Raw genomic sequence first — 18,591 nt, 5'->3', positions numbered from 1 at the left:
AGACGAAGTCAATGCAATCGTATAGCGACCTGTCGGTGCTGATCATCGACCCCAACCCGGCAATGCGGGGCAACCTGCACAATATGCTGAACCAGGCCTCGATCACGCGGATCGAGTACGCCGTCAGCTCCGGCACGGCGATCCGCCAACTGACCAACAAGCGCTTCGACGTTATCCTGTGCGAATACGACCTTGGCAGCGGCAATGAAGACAGCGGCCAGGATGGCCAGCAACTGCTGGAAGACCTGCGCCACCACAAGCTGATCGACCGCTCGGCCATCTTCATCATGTTGACTTCGGAGGCGGTGCAATCCAAGGTGATCGGCGCCGCCGAACTGACGCCGACCGATTACGTGCTGAAGCCTTTCACTGTCGACGGCTTGATGCAGCGTATCGGTCGCGCCGTGGAGCGGCGCTCGGTCTTCATGCCGGTCTACCAGTTGATCGCCCAAAGCAAGCAGCGCGAAGCCATCGATGCCTGCCAGGAGGCCGAAGCAGCCAATCCCCGCTACGCCAGCGAGTTTGCCCGCCTGCGCGCCGAACTCAGTTACGAAGTCGGCGAGCTGGCGCAGGCCGAATTGATTTACCAGGGCATCCTGATCAGCCGTCCGACGGGCTGGGCCCAGCTTGGCCTGGCGCGCTGCCAGTTCGGTCTCGAACGCTATGCCGATGCCGTGGGCACGCTGGAACGCCTGCTCGAAGCCAACCAGAACATGATGGCGGCCTACGACCTGCTGGCTCGTTCGTATGAAGCGATGGGGCAGTCGCAGCAGGCGAAGAAGATCCTGGAGGACGCGGTTTCCATGTCGCCCAATATGGTGCGGCGTCTGCGTCACCTCGGTGAAGTTGCTTATGGCACGGGCGATATCACGGCGGCCGAGAAAGCATTCCGCCAGGTGGTGAGCAAGGCCCGCTACTCCGAATTCCGCGATCCGGAGGACCATGTGAACCTGGTGCGCGCGCTGGTGCGCAAGGGCGATGTCAACCAGGCCTCAGGCGTCATCCGCGACATGGAACGCTCGCTGCGCGCCAGCGCCAATACGGAAGTGTGCAAGCATATCTCCTCCGCCCTGCTGCTCGACATGACCGGGCACGCAACCGAGGCCGCCTCCGAGCTGTCGAATGCAGTGACGGCGGTCGGCATGGCGCGCGGCCTGTCGAACCGCCTGCGGATTGGTTTGGTGGATTCCTGCCTGAAGCATCGGCTGGACAAGGACGCAGCGGATGTCGTCATGCATATGATGAACGACAACGAGAAGCCGATCACCATGGAAGAGGCGGTGAGCGTCTTCGAAAAGGCCGGGCGCCATGACCTGGCGCAGGGGGTTGGCGAGAAAATCGACAACGTCATGCAGGAGCTGGTTACCGAGGCCGAGTCCATGGCCCGGCAGGGCGATCACCGCGCGGCAGTGGCGACCCTGCACCAGGCCCTGCGCCGCACACCGGGCAACCTGAAAGTACTGTATGCCGCGGTGCAGGCCATCCTGCGCCAGCTGGACGAGCTGGGTTGGGAAGCACCGCTGGGCGACCAGGCCGGTACCCTGATCGACCGTATCCGGCGCCTCGATTCGGGCAGCCCTGCGCTGGAAGCGCTGTTGACGCAGTATTCGGGCACTCAGCGCAAGTACGGTATTTCGACCACCGCCTAAGCTCCCGGGCTACGGACCGGGCCGAAGCCGCCGCCGCCCGGCGTCTCCACGACAAAGATGTCGCCGGGCTGCATATCCACTTTGCCGATGTGGCCCAATTGCTCGGTGCCGCCATCGGCGCGCTGCACCGTATTGCGGCCCAGCGCACCCGGCTCTCCGCCGGCCATGCCGAACGGCGCATGAATGCGGTTATTCGACAGGATGGCCGCCGTCATCGGCTCCAGGAAGCGCACCTTGCGCACGCCGCCATTGCCACCGTGCCAAAGGCCGCTGCCGCCCGAATCATGGCGGATCTCATAACTCTCCAGCCGTACCGGGAAGCGGAACTCAAGGATCTCCGGGTCGGTCAAACGCGAGTTGGTCATATTGGTCTGTACCACGTCGGTGCCATTGAAACCGTCTCCCGCACCGGAGCCGCCGCTGATGGTCTCGTAGTACTGGTACTTTGCATTACCGAAGGTGAAGTTGTTCATCGTACCTTGCGAAGCGCCCTGCACTCCCAGCGCGCCATACAGGGCGTTGGTAATGCAAGTCGACGTTTCGACGTTGCCCGACACCACCGACGCGGGGTAATGCGGGTTCAGCATCGAGCCGGGTGGAATCATCACGTGCAACGGCTTCAGGCAGCCGGCGTTCAGCGGAATATCGTCATTGACCAAGGTGCGGAATACGTACAGCACTGCAGCCATGCACACTGCGGACGGCGCATTGAAATTGTTGTCCAACTGGCCGGAAGTGCCGCTGAAGTCGATCTCGGCGCTGCGTGCGGTGGCATTGACGCGCACCGCGACCTTGATCACGGCGCCATTGTCGAGCTTCAGTTCGTAACTGCCGTCGCGCAGGGCACTGATCACGCGGCGCACTGCTTCTTCGGCGTTGTCCTGCACGTGCCCCATATAAGCGCGTACCACGTCCAAGCCGAAGTGCGCAACCATCTTGCGCAATTCTTCCACGCCCTTCTGGTTGGCCGCTACCTGGGCACGTAAATCGGCCATGTTCTGGTCGGGATTGCGCGCCGGGTAGCGTGCGCCCGCCAGCAAGGCGCGCGCTTCCGCATCGCGCAACTGGCCGCCGCAGGCACCGTCGACCAGCTTGAAATTGTTGATCAAGACGCCCTCTTCCTCGATACTGCGCGAGTCCGGTGGCATCGAGCCCGGCGTACTGCCGCCAATATCGGCATGGTGGCCGCGCGAGCCGACGTAGAACAGGATTTCGCCACCGGCTTCGTCGAACACCGGCGTGATGACTGTCACATCCGGCAGGTGGGTGCCGCCGTTGTAGGGGTCGTTCAGCATGTAAACGTCGCCGGGGTGCATCCGGCCGGCATTCTCGCGCATCACCGTCTTGATGCTTTCGCCCATCGAGCCAAGATGAACCGGCATGTGCGGGGCATTGGCAATCAGGTTGCCTTCGGCGTCGAAGATGGCGCAACTGAAGTCCAGGCGCTCCTTGATGTTGACCGAGTAGGCGGTATTCTGCAGTCGAAGCCCCATTTGCTCGGCGATCGACATGAACAGGTTGTTGAAGATCTCCAGCATGACAGGGTCGGCGGTGGTGCCGATGGCCCGGCGCACCGGCAGCGCTTCCACGCGGGTCAGCACCAGGTGGTCTTGCGGGGTGACTTCAGCCTGCCAGCCGGGCTCCACAATGGTGGTGGCGTTGGCTTCGGCAATAATGGCCGGGCCTTTGATGACGTCCCCGATGCGGGTCGCATCGCGCTTGAACAGCCCAGTGTCGTGCCACTGGCCGGCACTGTACATGCGTACGGTTTGCGACGGCGCCAGCGCTGCGGGGCGCGGCGCCTGCTGCGGCGCGGCCTCCGGCGGAGCATCGGATCTGCCGATTGCTTCCACCGAAACCGCTTCCACGATCATCGCCTTGGAAGGCATCAGGAAAGAAAAGCGCTTACGATACCCGGCCTCGAACTGCGACTTCATGCTGTCGAGGGTATCGAACAATACGATCAAGGCCGAATCCGTCCCTTCGTAACGCAAGTGGACGCGGCGCACCACGCTGATACGCTCGTCGGCGACGGCTTGCGCGCGCAGGTCGGCCACCGCTTCGGCGCCCAGTTCCTGCAAGCGGGCTTCCAGCACAGGCAGGGCTTCTGGCGCCAGCTTCAACTCGACGGCGCTTTCGCGCATCGCGGTCTGGTCGGCCAGGCCCATGCCGTAGGCCGACAGCACGCCGGCCAGCGAGTGAATAAACACCGTCTTCATGCCCAGGGCATCGGCCACCAGGCAGGCGTGCTGGCCGCCCGCGCCGCCAAAACTGGTCAACGCATACTCGGTCACATCATGGCCGCGCTGCACGGAGATCTGCTTGATCGCATTGGCCATATTGCCGACGGCGATCTCGATGAAGCCCTCCGCCACCTGCTCCGGCGAGGATTGGGCGCCAGTCGCCGCACGGATTTCTGCGGCCAGGGCGGCGAACCTCTCATGCACGGTTGCCGCATCGAGTGCCTGTGCGCCGTCGCTGCCGAATAATTTCGGGAAGAAGTCGGGCTGGATCTTGCCCAGCATGACGTTGCAGTCGGTAACCGCCAACGGGCCGCCGCGGCGATAACTGGCCGGGCCGGGATCGGCGCCGGCGCTGTCGGGCCCAACGCGGAAGCGGCTGCCGTCGAAATGCAGGATGGAGCCACCGCCTGCTGCGACCGTATGGATGCTCATCATCGGCGCACGCATGCGCACACCGGCTACCTGGGTCTCGAAAACACGCTCGAATTCTCCCGAGAAGTGCGAAACGTCGGTCGACGTGCCGCCCATGTCGAAGCCGATGATCTTGTCAAAGCCGGCCGCCCGGCTGGCTCTGACCATGCCGACGATGCCGCCGGCCGGGCCGCTCAGGATCGAATCCTTGCCCTGGAATTTCCGTGCGTCGGTCAAGCCGCCGTTGGACTGCATGAACTGCAGGTTCACGCCAGGCAGCTCGGACGCCACCTGGTCCACATAGCGGCGCAGGATCGGTGACAGGTAGGCATCGACAACGGTCGTATCGCCGCGTGCCACCAGCTTCATCATCGGACTCACCTGATGGGAAACGGAGACTTGCGTGAATCCGATCTCGCGGGCGATTTGCGCTAGCGCCGCTTCGTGCACGGTGTATCGATAGCCGTGCATCAGGACGATGGCGATCGAGCGCAATCCCTTGTCGTAATGCGCCTGCAGGCCAAGCCGCGCGCCCGCGGCATCAAGCGGCAGCACTACTGCGCCATGCGCGCCCATGCGTTCATCGATTTCCACCACCTGCTGGTAAAGCAATTCGGGCAGCACAATATGACGATCGAACAGGCGCGGACGGTTCTGGTAGGCGATCCGCAACGCATCCCGGAATCCCCGAGTAATCGCCAACACGGTCGGCTCGCCTTTGCGCTCCAGCAGCGCATTGGTGGCGACTGTTGTGCCCATCTTGACGGCATCGACTTGCTCGACAGGGATTTGGCCACCAGCAGCGACACCAAGCAAATGGCGGATACCGGCAATGGCGGCGTCGCGGTAATGTTCAGGACTCTCCGACAGCAGCTTATGGGTAGCCAGGCTTCCATCGGGCCGGCGGGCCACGATATCGGTGAAAGTACCGCCACGGTCGATCCAGAATTGCCAATCCATTGCGCTGCCTCGCTCTAGTCGTGAAGCAGTTATTGTAGTGCTAGAATGCCTCGCATGACGCCCCTCTTCACGATGGCAGAAATTCGCGCGATCGAGCACGCCGCCGCTCAGCGTTTGCCCGATGGTGCGCTCATGCAGCGCGCCGGCCAGGCTGGCGCCAACGAGGCGCTCGACCGCTTGCCCCTCACAGTCAACCGCGCCAAGCTACTGGTGCTGGCAGGTCCGGGCAACAATGGCGGCGACGCGCTCGAAACGGCAGCGCACCTCGGCCATGCAGGCGCGCAAGTCACAATCCTGCATTTCCCGCCCGCCGGCACTCCCGCAACGGAACGTATCGACGCCCTCCAGCGCGCACGCCTGTCCCCGGCCAGCTTCGCCGCGATCAATGGCGCCGCCGACGCGTGTGCCGTAGTGGCAGGCACCGAATGGACACTCGTTGTCGATGGCTTGTTCGGCATCGGCCTGTCGCGGCCAATCTCAGGCGACTTTGCAGCGCTGGTGAATGCGGTCAACGCCCTGGCCTGCCCGGTCATGGCCCTGGACGTGCCGAGCGGCCTCGACTCCGACACCGGCGCCATCATAGGCGCGGACGCACAAGGGGTGGCCGTGTGCGCGACGCATACGATCACCTTCATCGGTGACAAGCCTGGCTTGCACACGGCGCAGGGTCGAGACCACGCGGGCATCGTGATCGTCAACAATCTCGACATCGGCCGCGAGCTATTCCCTGCAGCGCGAGCCAAGCTGAATGACGTCGCATTGTTCGCGCACTGCGCGCGGCGCCGCCGCCATAGCTCGCACAAAGGCAGCAACGGCAGCGTGGCGGTGGTGGGCGGCGCGCGCGGCATGGCCGGCGCGCCAATCCTGGCGGCACGCACAGCGCTGACCAGCGGCGCAGGCCGCGTTTATGCCTGTTTTGTAGGCGAGCCGCCGGCATTCGATGCCGCGCAGCCCGAGCTGATGTGCCGCAGCGCGCAGGAATACGACTTCAATAGCGCGGTGCTGGTGATCGGCCCCGGCATGGGCAGCTCCGCTGCCAGCGCAGAAATGCTTGCCAGCGCACTGCACAGCAAAAGCCCGGTGGTACTGGACGCCGATGCATTGAACCTGCTTGCAGGTTCCGAGGCCCTGCGCGCGCAGCTGATGCAGCGCAAGGCGCCCTGCATCCTGACGCCACACCCGTTGGAAGCGGCGCGGCTGTTGGGAATCAGCACAGGCGAAGTGCAGGCCGACCGGCCATTTGCGGCGCGCGCGCTGGCCGAACGGCTGGCGGCTACCGTGATATTAAAGGGTTCGGGAACGGTGATTGCCGCGCGCGACGGCACCATTGTGGTCAACACCACCGGCAATCCGGCCCTCGCCACGGCAGGCACCGGGGATGTGCTGTCCGGCTTGTGCGGCAGCCTGCTCGCCCAGGGCTGGCCGGAATGGGAAGCGGCGCTGGCTGGTGTCTGGCTGCACGGCATGGCGGCCGACGATCTCGTCACAGAAGGTGCGGGCCCTATCGGCCTCACGGCCAGCGAACTGATTCCGGCCATCCGCACGGCCGTCAACCGCCTGGCCGTACACTACGGCACTTGATCGATCAGGCGATCCGCCCCGCCGCGATCGTGATAACGCGCCCGCAGCGGGCCGCGATATGGGTGTCGTGAGTGACCAGGACCAGGGTTGATCCATGCTCGCGGTTCAATTCGAACATCAACTGGATCACCGATTCACCGGTGGCCGCATCGAGGCTGCCGGTCGGCTCGTCGGCCAGCAATAATGGCGGCTGTGTTACGAAGGCGCGCGCCAGGGCGACGCGCTGCTGCTCGCCGCCGGACAGGAATTTCGGATAGTGCTTCAGGCGGCTGGAAAGCCCGACGCGGCCCAGCATGGCCTCGGCCTTCTCGCGCGCCGCGCCGTCGCCGGCCAATTCCATTGGCAGCATCACGTTTTCAACAGCTGTCAAATGGGGCAGCAGCTGGAAGGACTGGAACACGAAGCCCAGTTTTTCCTTGCGCAAGGCTGCCCGGCCATCCTCGTCCAGCGCGAAAATATCGACGCCATCGAGCACCACCTTGCCCTCGGTCGGCGTATCCAACCCCGCCAGCAGGCCTAGCAAGGTCGATTTACCGGAGCCGGAAGCCCCGACAATGGCAAGCGTCTCCGCCTTTTGCACTGTAAAATCCACTCCATGCAGGATGGTCAGTTCGCCGCTGGCGTCGGCCACCCGCTTGCCAAGGCCAGAAACGGAAATGGCCGCCTTGGCCACCTGGCTGGAGGATTGAGGAATATCTCGCATGATCATGTTCAAAAATATAGTCCGCTGCTTCGCGGTGCTGATCCTGTTGTCCAGCGCCGCCACAAACGCCTATTCTGCATCAAAAACCGTCCTGGTGGTGGGCGACAGTCTCTCGGCCGAATATGGCATCTCGCGCGGCGCCGGCTGGGTCGCCCTGCTCGACCAGCGCCTGAAGGACCAGAAGCTGCCGGTGAGCGTGGTCAACGCCAGCGTCAGCGGCGAAACCACCAGCGGCGGCCGCACCCGCCTGCCTGCCCTGCTGAGCAAGCACAAACCGACTATCGTGATCATCGAGCTGGGCGCCAACGACGGCTTGCGCGGCCTGCCCGTCGCTGCCGCCGAATCGAACCTGCGCGCCATGGTCGGCGAATCGCGCAAGGCCGGGGCACAGGTGCTGCTGGTCGGCATACGCATACCGCCCAACTATGGACGCGAGTACGCCGATAAGCTGTTTGCGATGTACGGCATCCTGAGCAAGGATTTGAAAACGCCGCTGGCGCCCTTCATGCTTGACGGGGTCGCGCAAAAGCCCGAACTATTCCAGCCGGACCGCATGCATCCGCTCGCGTCGGCACACCCCATTATCCTGGGCAATATCTGGCCCCATCTCCAGCCAATCCTGAAAACCAAATGAAGTATCCAGAAATCCTGCCTATCGACGACGTCCTGGCCCGCCTGGACGATTTCGACACCATCATCGACGCGCGCAGCCCGTCCGAATACGCCCTGGATCACCTGCCGAACGCGATCAACTGCCCGGTGCTGGACGACCAGCAGCGCATCACGGTCGGCACCATGTACAAGCAGGTCGGCTCGTTCGAAGCTAAAAAAGCCGGCGCGGCCATGGTGTCGAAGAATATCGGCTACCACATCGAGACACTGTGGCTGGACAAGCCGCGCGACTGGAAGCCTTTGATTTACTGCTGGCGCGGCGGCAACCGCAGCGGTTCCATGGCGACCGTGCTGGCCAAGATCGGCTGGCCGGTGGTGCAGCTCGATGGCGGCTACAAAGCCTTCCGCGGCGCCATCAATGCCCAGCTTGAACAAACCCCTGAGCTCGATTTCCGCGTCATCTGTGGCACCACGGGCAGCGGCAAGACCCGTTTGCTCGATACGCTGGAAGCGATCGGCGCCCAGGTGCTGGACCTGGAGCAGTTGGCGGCGCACCGCGGTTCGGTGCTGGGTAATATTCCCTGCCAGCCGCAGCCTTCGCAAAAGGCATTCGAGACCTCGATCTGGGACCGCTTGCGCCGTTACGACCCGAGCCTGCCGGTGTTTGTCGAGGCCGAGAGCCGCAAGGTCGGCAGCCTGCGCGTGCCGGGCGCGCTGATGGAGCGCATGCGCGCTTCGCCATGCATCTCCATGCAGGTATCGCGAGAAGACCGCGTCCGGCTCCTGATTGAGGATTACCAGCATTTCGCCTGCAACGCCCCTGCCCTGAATGCACAGCTTGAATTCCTGGTGCAGCTGCATGGCCGCGAGCGCATCGAGCGCTGGCAGTCCATGGCCAGCGCCGGCGACATGCCGGCACTGGTCGATGAACTGCTGGTGGACCACTACGACCCGGCTTACCTCAAGTCGATCCACCGCAATTTCGTGCAGTTCGAGAAAGCTATCGACGTGGCGCTGCCCGATATCTCGCCTGAGTCCTTTGTCGCCGCAGCACGCAAGCTGCACGAGGCATGACGAGCACCAGCATCCCTGCGAGGACCATCGCAATACCCGGTGGCTCCGGAATCGCAGGGGATACCCTTTGACGCCGGGACGCGCACATCAATTTTCCAGTTGAAGTCCAGCGCGCTGTCGGCGTCGAGGCGCCGTCCCCCGCAAGCCCTATCCGCACATAAGAAAAAAGCCGGTGTCCGTTTGCACGGGCCCCGGCCTTCGTAGTACGTACGGCTGCTTATTCGGCTTGCGTCTTGATCGTTGCAACCGGGTGCAGGATCTTCACCTTGGCCTTTTGTTTCAGCGCGTCGATGTAGCCGGTCATCTCTTGCTGCGAAACGATCTGGTTGATGCGCTGGCCTTCCTGTTCGCGGCGAGCGGCGTCCTGTTCCGCCGGCTGGCCGACCTTGCCGATGCGGTACACACCGTAACCCTGGCCTGGAATTTCCACGCCAACGTAAGCTGGCAGCTTGGACGCGTCAGCCTTCATCACCGCAGCCACGGCCGCCGGGTTGATGCCGTCGGCCTTGGAACGGGAGATGGTTTTTACGTCGCTGAAGCCGCTTGCGTCACCGGACTTCTTGGCGGCAGCCAGCTTCTCTTCGCCGGCTTTCTTGGCGGCTTTCACAGCCTCTTCCAGCGTTACCTGCTGCTTGATGGCGGCTTCGACTTCCGCCAGCGGCTTCTTGGAAGCTGGCTTGAATTCGACGATGCGCCCGGAGACCAGGGTTTGCGGAGCGACTTCAACTGCTTCGGTATTGCGTTTGTTCTTCAGTGCGTCGTCCGAGAACAGAGCGGTCAGGAACTTGGCATTGTTGAATGGTGCCGCACCCAGGATCGGGTTAGGCTGGCGTGAAATGCCGGCCATGGTTTCGATCTTCAGCTTCAGCTTGTCGGCAGCCGGTTTCAGGCTTTCGTACTGCGAATACACGGTGTCGGTGAACTGCTCCGACAGATCGGAGTACAGCTTGGCAGCCTTCTGCTTCTTGATTTCCGCAGCGATTTCGCCCTTCACTTCTTCCAGCGGCTTCACCTGGGCCGGCTTGACTTCGGTTACGGTGATGATGTGATAGCCGTACTCGGATTCAACCAGGTCGCTGATCTCACCCTGCTTCAGCTTCAGGATGGCATCTTCCACCGGCTTGACGAAACGGCCTTTTTCCAGGACGCCCAGGTCGCCGTCTTTTTCAGCGGAACCAGGGTCTTCCGATTTAGCCTTCGCGATCTTGCCGAAATCGGCAGGATTCTTGCGCACGTCCGCCAGGATCGCTTCCGCTTTCGCCTTTGCAGCGGCCTTGTCCTTCTCGCTCAGGATCAGGATGTGCGAGGAACGGCGGGCTTCCTCATCGGTGTAGCGCTTCTTGTTCGATTCGTAGTAGCCGGCCACTTCTTCATCGCTGACGGTGGTTTGCGAAGCAATCGCGTCGGCATTCAGCACGACGTATTCGATCTTGGCCGACTCAGGGATCTCGAACAGCTTGGCGTTCTTGTCGTAGAAGGCTTTCACCATTTCGTCGGTGACCTTCACGTTCGGCAGGAATTGGGAAACCGGCAGTGCCAGTTCCTGCACTTCACGCTCTTGTGCGCCGAAATCGGAAATCGCCTTGGACACGGTGCGCGGCACGAAGCCGCTCAGTTCCACGCCGGTGGCAACCTGCTGCAGTGCCAGGTCGTGGCGAACCTGCTCCTGGTGCATGCCGGCGTTCATGCCTTGCGCTGCCAGGATCTGCAGGTACTGTTCCTTGTCGAAGCTGCCGTCAGCCTTGAACAGCGGCAGTTGGCTGGTGATGGCTTCCTGCACCTTCTGCTCGCTCACGGTCAGGTGCGCAGTGCGGATTTCCGCGTTCATGGCGCGCTGGGCGATCAGCTGGTCCAGGATGTTCTGCTTGAACTCGGGGGTGTCGAACGCCTTCTGGTCAAAGTTCTTGCCCATTTGCTGGCGCATCTGGTCCAACTGGCGGCGCTGGGCGTTTTCCCATTCCTGCTGGGTCAGCGGATAGCCTGCCACTTTGGCGATGGTGTTCGCGTCTTCGCCGAACAGCTTGACGCCGCCGACGCCGACCAGCACAAACGAAGGCACAATCAGGAGCGCCAGGATAATCTGCATCAGCTTTTGATGCGTGCGTACAAAATCAAACATGTCAGCTATTTTTTTCCGTATAGAGGAGGCGTGAAAACTGCTCGCGCGATTTTACAGTGCAGTTGCTGAAGTTGCAAATGAAAAAGCCCCACAGTCTTTCGGACGTGTGGGGCTTTCTCGGTATCCTGGCGGAGCGGACGGGGCTCGAACCCGCGACCCCCGGCGTGACAGGCCGGTATTCTAACCAACTGAACTACCGCTCCAGGTATTGCGTCGTGTGTGTTTGCTGGCGGAGCGGACGGGGCTCGAACCCGCGACCCCCGGCGTGACAGGCCGGTATTCTAACCAACTGAACTACCGCTCCAGCATTCACAACACTTTGTTTAAGCTTTGGTGGGCGCTGAGAGGCTCGAACTCCCGACCTAATCCTTGTAAGGGATCCGCTCTACCAACTGAGCTAAGCGCCCGCTTAAACTGCCCGGTAAGCATTGCTGCTTACCGAAGGCCATTATTGTACAGCGTCTTTCAAAGCTTTACCAGCTTTAAATTTAGGAACTTTTGCCGCGTCGATCTTGATCTCTTCTTTGGTGCGCGGATTGCGGCCGGTACGGGCTGCGCGCTCGCTCACGGAGAAGGTGCCAAAGCCAACCAGGGTGACGCTGTCGTTCTTGGCCAGGGTGGTGGTTACGCCATCGATCACAGCGTCCAGGGCGCGTGCAGCTGCAGCCTTGGAGATGTCAGCGGAAGTCGCGATGTGGTCGATCAGTTCGGTCTTGTTCATTACAGTCCCCGTCACAAAGGTTTATATCGTTTATACCGTTTTTTGATGCAGCTTTTTAGTGTGCACAAAAATCTCAGGGGCGTATTAAACAGGCGGGGGTTGCACTGTGTCAAGGGCAAATCAAGGCATGAAACAAAAAGGGCGCCATTTCTGGCGCCCTTTAAACCGGTAAACCAGGGTCAGACCCTTGGGTCTGACCCGGATTTACCGGTTTAGTGCTTAACTACTTCGCTGCTTCCATCAGCTGCTGCCACGGCCGGCACTTCCACCGGCGCCACAGGCTCGGTGATCGCTTCCGGCTGGCGTTCCAGCGCCACTTCCAGCACCTTGTCGATCCAGCGCACCGGCACGATTTCCAGCTTGTTCTTCACATTGTCCGGAATCTCGGCCAGGTCTTTCACGTTCTGCTCAGGAATCAGCACGGTCTTGATGCCGCCACGATGCGCCGCCAGCAGCTTCTCTTTCAAGCCGCCGATCGGCAGCACTTCGCCACGCAGCGTGATCTCACCGGTCATTGCCACGTCCGCACGGACCGGGATGCCGGTGAAGGTCGACACCATCGCCGTGGTCATCGCAATACCTGCCGATGGGCCGTCCTTCGGCGTCGCGCCTTCCGGCACGTGGATGTGAATGTCTTTTTTCTCAAAGGCTTCGTTCTTGATGCCCAGGCGTGCGGCACGGCTGCGCACCACGGTGCGGGCAGCTTCGATCGATTCCTTCATCACATCGCCCAAGGTACCGGTGCGTATCACATTGCCCTTGCCGGGCATGCTGACCGATTCGATGGTCAGCAGGTCGCCGCCCACTTCGGTCCATGCCAGGCCGACCACCTGGCCGATCTGGTTGGTTTTCTCGGCCACGCCGAAATCGTAGCGGCGCACGCCCAGGAATTTGTCCAGGTTTTTCGGCGTGACGCTCACCTTTTTGTCCGACTTCTTCAGCAGCAGCATCTTCACGACCTTGCGGCAGATCTTGGAGATCTCACGTTCCAGCGAACGCACGCCCGCTTCACGGGTGTAGTAACGGATGATGTCGCGCACCGCTGCTTCGCTGACGGAGATTTCCTCGTCCTTCAGGCCGTTGTTCTTCACCTGCTTTGGCAGCAGGTAGCGCAAGGAGATGTTGGTCTTCTCGTCTTCCGTATAGCCGGACAGGCGGATCACTTCCATGCGGTCCAGCAGCGCCGGCGGGATGTTGTACGAGTTCGAGGTCGCAACGAACATCACGTCGGACAGGTCGAAGTCGACTTCGATGTAGTGGTCCGAGAAGGTGTGGTTCTGCTCAGGATCCAGCACTTCCAGCAAGGCCGACGACGGATCGCCGCGGAAGTCCGCGCCCATCTTGTCGATTTCATCCAGCAGGAACAGCGGGTTGCGCACGCCGACTTTCGACAGCGACTGCAGCACCTTGCCCGGCATCGAGCCGATATAGGTACGGCGGTGGCCGCGGATCTCGGCCTCGTCGCGCACGCCGCCCAGTGCCATGCGCACGTACTTGCGGTTGGTTGCCTTCGCGATCGATTGGCCCAGCGAGGTCTTACCGACGCCTGGCGGACCCACGAAGCACAGGATCGGCGCCTTCAACTTGTCCACGCGTTGCTGGACCGCCAGGTACTCAACGATGCGTTCCTTGATCTTTTCCAGGCCGTAGTGGTCGTGGTCGAGCACTTTTTCGGCGTTGGCCAGGTCGTTGTTGACCTTGGATTTTTTCTTCCATGGCAGCGACACCAGGGTGTCGATATAGTTGCGCACCACGGTCGCTTCGGCCGACATCGGCGACATCAGCTTCAGTTTCTTCAACTCGGCCTGCGCCTTTTCCAGCGCTTCCTTCGGCATCTTGGCGGCGACGACCTTCTTCTCGAGTTCGTCGATATCGGCGCCCTCTTCGCCCTCGCCCAGCTCCTTCTGGATGGCTTTGACTTGTTCGTTCAGGTAGTACTCGCGCTGCGACTTTTCCATCTGGCGCTTGACGCGGCCGCGGATGCGCTTTTCCACCTGCAGGATGTCGAGCTCGCCTTCCAGTTGGCCGAGCAGGTGCTCCAGGCGCTTCGAGACTTCGATGATTTCCAGGATCACCTGCTTCTGTTCGAGCTTGAGCGGCAGGTGGGCGGCCACGGTGTCGGCCAGGCGGCCGGCATCGTCGATACCCGACAGCGAAGCCAGGATCTCAGGCGGGATCTTCTTGTTCAGTTTGACGTACTGGTCGAACTGCTGGACGATCGCACGGCGCATGGCCTCGATCTCCGACTCATCGCCCTGCTCCGATTCGAGCGGCATCAGGTCGGCAATAAAATGGGTTGGACTATCAGTGATCTTCTTGATGCGCGCACGCTGTGCACCTTCGACCAGCACCTTCACGGTGCCGTCAGGCAGCTTCAACATCTGCAGGATGTTGGCCACGCAGCCGATTTCATAGATATCCGAAGGCGAAGGTTCGTCCTTGGCAGCGGCTTTCTGCGCTGCCAGCATGATGCTCTTACCCTGCTCCATGGCAGCTTCGAGCGCCTTGATGGACTTTGGTCGGCCAACGAACAACGGGATTACCATGTGCGGGAAGACGACTACATCGCGCAGTGGCAACAGAGGCAGTTGAGTTTGCTCAGTTAATTTGGTAGTTGTCATGGCGTACCTTATTTTAAAAGCTTGGATCTGATATAAGCCCCAGCGGCCAATTCACAAGCCCAGTACTACAATTATATTTGCTTTGAGGGAAATGCTTTGCACTCTAACTTAATGCCGATTCAGAACAAAAAAAGCCACGCGCGATGATTGATCGCGAGTGGCTTTTCGACTGAAGCCGGCGTTATGGTTATTGAGACCGATTGTAACGCCTTGCCTCAGGGATTCAAAACCCTATTTAGTTTTCCCCTGCTGCTTTTGGGGATTCCTGATAAATCAGAAGGGGTTTTGCGCCACTGGTGATCGTATTTTCATCGATAACGACTTTGGTGACGTTCGTTTGGTTCGGCAGGTCGAACATAATGTCCAGCAACGCGTGTTCCAGGATGGAACGCAGGCCACGGGCACCGGTCTTGCGAGCCAGCGCTTTGCGGGCGATGGCGTGCAATGCGGCAGGACGGATTTCCAGTTCGGCGCCTTCCATTTCCAGCAGCTTCGAATACTGCTTGACCAGCGCATTTTTCGGCTCGACCAGGATTTCGATCAGGGCTTCTTCGGTCAACTCAGCCAAGGTTGCCACCACCGGCAGACGACCCACCAGTTCAGGGATCAGGCCGAACTTGATCAGGTCTTCCGGTTCAGCGTCCAGCATCAGGTCGCTGTTCGAGCGCTGCTCCTTGCTCTTCACTTCCGCCGAGAAGCCGATGCCGGACTTTTCGGAACGGTTGGAGATGATCTTCGCCAGACCGTCAAACGCACCGCCGCAGATGAACATGATGTTGGTCGTGTCGATCTGCACGAAGTCCTGGTTCGGGTGCTTGCGGCCGCCTTGCGGAGGCACCGAAGCCATGGTGCCCTCGATCAGCTTCAGCAGCGCCTGCTGCACGCCCTCACCCGATACGTCGCGGGTGATCGATGGGTTGTCGGACTTGCGGGAAATCTTGTCGATTTCGTCAATGTAGACGATGCCGCGCTGCGCCTTTTCCACATCATAGTTGCAGCTTTGCAGCAGCTTCTGGATGATGTTTTCCACGTCTTCCCCCACATAACCGGCTTCGGTCAGGGTGGTGGCGTCGGCAATCACGAACGGCACATTCAGCATGCGCGCCAGGGTCTGGGCCAGCAAGGTCTTGCCGGAGCCGGTCGGGCCTACCAGCAGGATGTTGGACTTGGCCAGTTCGACGTCGTCCTTCTTGCCCAGGTGCTTCAGGCGCTTGTAATGGTTGTACACGGCCACGGACAGGATGCGCTTGGCAGTCGACTGGCCGATCACGTACTGGTTCAGCAGCTCGGTAATCTCCAACGGGGTTGGCAGGTCCGACTTGGCGCCCGTGACAGATTCGATGCTGGAGGTCTCGTCGCGGATGATGTCATTGCACAAGTCAATGCATTCATCGCAGATGAAGACGGACGGGCCGGCAATCAGCTTCTTCACCTCGTGCTGGCTTTTGCCGCAGAACGAGCAGTAAAGGAGTTTCTCACCGCTGGAGGATTTTTTCTCTGACATGGGACTAATCTTTAGTTTTGGTGCAAATTTGCCGTGCGCACAAGCAAGAAATCCTGCGCACAACCACATGCTACCCGAAATAAAAGCAAAACGCCCGAACGTTGTAGCGTCCGGGCGTCGACTTGCAAGGACGCTTATCCGCGACTGGTCAAGACTTTGTCGATCAGGCCATATTCCGCTGCTTCATCGGAAGACATGAAGCGGTCACGGTCGGTATCCTTGGCGATTTGCTCGATCGACTGGCCGGTGCGCTCTGCCATGATGCTATTCAGGCGGTGACGCAGGTACAGGATCTCTTTCGCCTGGATTTCGATATCCGACGCCATGCCTTGCGAACCACCGGACGGCTGGTGGATCATGATGCGGCTGTTCGGCAGCGAGAAACGCTTGCCCTTGGCGCCAGCGGCCAGCAGGAAGGCGCCCATGGAGGCGGCCATGCCGGTGCACAGGGTCGACACGTCAGGCTTGATGAACTGCATGGTGTCGAAGATCGCCAGGCCCGCGGAAACGGAACCGCCTGGGGAATTGATGTACAGCGAGATGTCCTTGTCCGGATTTTCGCTTTCCAGGAACAGCAGCTGGGCGACAATCAGGTTGGCCATCTGGTCGTTGACCGGACCGACCATGAAGATCACGCGTTCCTTCAGCAGGCGCGAGTAGATATCGTACGAGCGCTCACCGCGGCCGCTTTGTTCGATCACCATCGGCACCAGGCCGAGCATTTCCGTATCGAGTGCGGGATTACGATTCATTCCAATTCCTTTGAAAACAACGCCGGCTCGGGGCCGGCGTCGAATGATATCAAGCTATTAAGCTTGTACGCTTCCCATGAGTTCGTCGAAAGGAATTTCTTTCGAGACGTTCTTGCACAGGCCCAGGACGTAAGTAACGACGTTTTCTTCCAATACAAGAGCTTCGACTTCGGCCAGGCGGCGGCGATCGGAGTAGTAGTACTTCAGCACTTCGCGCGGATCTTCGTAGCTTTGTGCGAAGTCTTCGATCTGTGCCTTCACCTGGTCAGGGGTAGCCTGCAGGTTCTGGTCGCCCACCAGCTTGGACAGGATCAGGCCCAGGCGTACGCGACGCTCGGCTTTGTCCTTGAACAGCTCTGGAGGGAATGGTACATCTTTTACGTTCATGCCGCGCTGGGCCATGTCCTGGCGGGTCATTTCAGCCAGGCGCTCGGTGTCCTGGGCGATCAGCGACTGTGGCACTTCCAGGGTCGCGGTCTTCACCAGGGTGTCCATCACAGCTTCTTTGTTGCGCGCCTTGACGCGGCCAGCAACTTCGCGCTCCAGGTTGACTTTGATGTCTTCGCGCATTTTGGCCAGGTCGCCGTCAGCCACGCCCAGGGATTTGGCGAATTCCGCATCGACTTCCGGCAGGTGCGCCCATTCCAGGTTCTTCAGGGTGATGGTGAACTCGGCGGTTTTACCGGCCACGTCCTTGCCATGGTAGTCCTCTGGGAACGACAGCGGGAAGGTCTTGGCTTCGCCGACTTTCAGGCCGACGGTAGCGGCTTCGAATTCCGGCAGCATGCGGCCTTCGCCCAGCACGAACGGGTAGCCTTCAGCTTTACCGCCCGGGAATTCCACGCCGTCGATGGAGCCGACGAAGTCCACGGTCACACGGTCGCCGTTAGCAGCGATAGCTTCGCCGCCGTCGCCGTGTTCGCCCTTCTCGCCCTTCACGTGGAAGTGCACGCGCTGCTTGCGCAGGATGTCGATGGTCTTGTCGATTTCTACGTCGGTCACGTTGGACTTGACGGTTTCGATCTCAACATTGGTCAGGTCGCCGACTTCAACTTCCGGATAGACTTCGAAGGTTGCGTCGAAGGACAGTTGGCCTTCTGGTGCGTCTTGTTTTGGCTCGATGCGTGGGAGGCCAGCTACGCGCAGCTGGTTTTCATTGGCGGCATCGTTGAAAGCGCGGCCGACTTTGTCGTTCAGCACTTCAGTTTCGATCTGGTAGCCGTATTGTGCGGCAACCATCTTCATTGGCACTTTACCTGGACGGAAGCCAGGAGCACGTGCGGAGCGAGCCTGTACTTTCAGGCGCTTTTCCACCTCGGAACGTACGTCCGACAGTGGGAAGGAAATCGTCATGCGGCGTTCGAGAGTGCCCAGGGTTTCAACTGCAGTGGCCATTGTAAAAATCGTCCAATAAAAATTTAAGTGTACTTATGGTGCGAGGAGGGGGACTCGAACCCCCACACCATTGCTGGCGTCAGGACCTAAACCTGGTGCGTCTACCAATTTCGCCATCCTCGCGGCATATTTGCACAAAAGCAAAGGGCGACCTTACAGTGAAAACGGGGTCGCCCGGGGCTTTCAACTTCAACCCGGCATTCTATACGGTGTTGCTAGAGTGCGGTAGTGGTTTTTTTGCGTTAT

Annotated in this window: 12 protein-coding genes and 4 tRNA genes; 4 read left to right on the top strand and 12 right to left on the bottom strand. The window is 60.7% G+C overall.

What is annotated here, in order from left to right:
• Positions 1-11 precede the first annotated feature (11 nt).
• Positions 12-1,649 carry a response regulator gene (locus tag BM269_RS22835; protein ID WP_090442621.1) on the top strand — a complete coding sequence of 546 codons (1,638 nt, stop codon included), beginning with the start codon at positions 12-14 and terminating at the stop codon, positions 1,647-1,649.
• Here BM269_RS22835 and BM269_RS22830 read toward each other — a convergent pair.
• A complete protein-coding gene (locus BM269_RS22830; RefSeq protein WP_090442617.1) occupies positions 1,646-5,263 on the bottom strand; it encodes a hydantoinase B/oxoprolinase family protein in 3,618 nt (1,205 codons plus the stop codon). The genes BM269_RS22835 and BM269_RS22830 overlap by 4 nt on opposite strands.
• 54 nt (positions 5,264-5,317) lie before the next feature.
• On the opposite strand from BM269_RS22830, the gene BM269_RS22825 reads away from it, so the two are divergent.
• Positions 5,318-6,844: an NAD(P)H-hydrate dehydratase gene (locus BM269_RS22825; RefSeq protein ID WP_090442615.1), complete on the top strand. Its 1,527-nt coding sequence runs from the start codon at positions 5,318-5,320 to the stop codon at positions 6,842-6,844.
• Between the two features lie 4 nt (positions 6,845-6,848).
• On the opposite strand, the gene BM269_RS22820 is transcribed toward BM269_RS22825, so the two are convergent.
• Complete coding sequence (locus BM269_RS22820) at positions 6,849-7,547, bottom strand: ABC transporter ATP-binding protein (RefSeq protein ID WP_170860458.1); 699 nt, start codon at positions 7,545-7,547, stop codon at positions 6,849-6,851.
• Between the two features lie 4 nt (positions 7,548-7,551).
• Between BM269_RS22820 and BM269_RS22815 the strand changes: the two genes are divergently transcribed.
• Complete coding sequence (locus BM269_RS22815; RefSeq protein WP_373994406.1) at positions 7,552-8,181, top strand: arylesterase; 630 nt, start codon at positions 7,552-7,554, stop codon at positions 8,179-8,181.
• The gene (gene mnmH, locus BM269_RS22810) at positions 8,178-9,233 is read left to right on the top strand and encodes a tRNA 2-selenouridine(34) synthase MnmH (protein ID WP_090442606.1); all 1,056 of its coding nucleotides are present in this window, start codon (positions 8,178-8,180) and stop codon (positions 9,231-9,233) included. The genes BM269_RS22815 and mnmH overlap by 4 nt, the downstream gene beginning before the upstream one ends.
• Before the next feature lie 217 nt (positions 9,234-9,450).
• Here the strand turns inward: mnmH and BM269_RS22805 are convergent, their stop codons facing one another.
• The 10 genes from BM269_RS22805 to BM269_RS22760 form a co-directional block, all read right to left on the bottom strand.
• Complete coding sequence (locus BM269_RS22805) at positions 9,451-11,352, bottom strand: SurA N-terminal domain-containing protein (protein WP_090442604.1); 1,902 nt, start codon at positions 11,350-11,352, stop codon at positions 9,451-9,453.
• Between the two features lie 126 nt (positions 11,353-11,478).
• A tRNA-Asp gene (locus tag BM269_RS22800) sits at positions 11,479-11,555 on the bottom strand.
• A gap of 24 nt (positions 11,556-11,579) precedes the next feature.
• Positions 11,580-11,656: transfer RNA gene (locus BM269_RS22795), tRNA-Asp, on the bottom strand.
• Between the two features lie 27 nt (positions 11,657-11,683).
• Positions 11,684-11,759: transfer RNA gene (locus BM269_RS22790), tRNA-Val, on the bottom strand.
• Between the two features lie 41 nt (positions 11,760-11,800).
• The gene (locus BM269_RS22785) at positions 11,801-12,073 is read right to left on the bottom strand and encodes an HU family DNA-binding protein (RefSeq protein ID WP_055927923.1); all 273 of its coding nucleotides are present in this window, start codon (positions 12,071-12,073) and stop codon (positions 11,801-11,803) included.
• Between the two features lie 212 nt (positions 12,074-12,285).
• Positions 12,286-14,694, bottom strand: coding sequence for an endopeptidase La (gene lon, locus BM269_RS22780; RefSeq protein ID WP_090442601.1), 2,409 nt, complete (start codon positions 14,692-14,694; stop codon positions 12,286-12,288).
• Between the two features lie 235 nt (positions 14,695-14,929).
• Positions 14,930-16,198: an ATP-dependent Clp protease ATP-binding subunit ClpX gene (clpX, locus tag BM269_RS22775; protein ID WP_090442598.1), complete on the bottom strand. Its 1,269-nt coding sequence runs from the start codon at positions 16,196-16,198 to the stop codon at positions 14,930-14,932.
• Positions 16,199-16,332: 134 nt separating this feature from the next.
• Positions 16,333-16,950 (bottom strand): ATP-dependent Clp endopeptidase proteolytic subunit ClpP, encoded by a 618-nt coding sequence (gene clpP / locus BM269_RS22770; protein WP_090442595.1) that lies wholly within the window; start codon positions 16,948-16,950, stop codon positions 16,333-16,335.
• A 57-nt stretch (positions 16,951-17,007) separates the two neighbouring features.
• Entirely contained in the window at positions 17,008-18,345 is a 1,338-nt protein-coding gene (gene tig / locus BM269_RS22765; RefSeq protein ID WP_090442592.1) for a trigger factor, read from the bottom strand.
• A gap of 36 nt (positions 18,346-18,381) precedes the next feature.
• A tRNA-Leu gene (locus BM269_RS22760) sits at positions 18,382-18,468 on the bottom strand.
• Positions 18,469-18,591: the final 123 nt, after the last annotated feature.

This window comes from Duganella sp. CF458, assembly GCF_900113115.1.
GTDB lineage: Bacteria > Pseudomonadota > Gammaproteobacteria > Burkholderiales > Burkholderiaceae_D > Rugamonas.
This window is presented reverse-complemented; position numbering and strand designations above follow the sequence as displayed.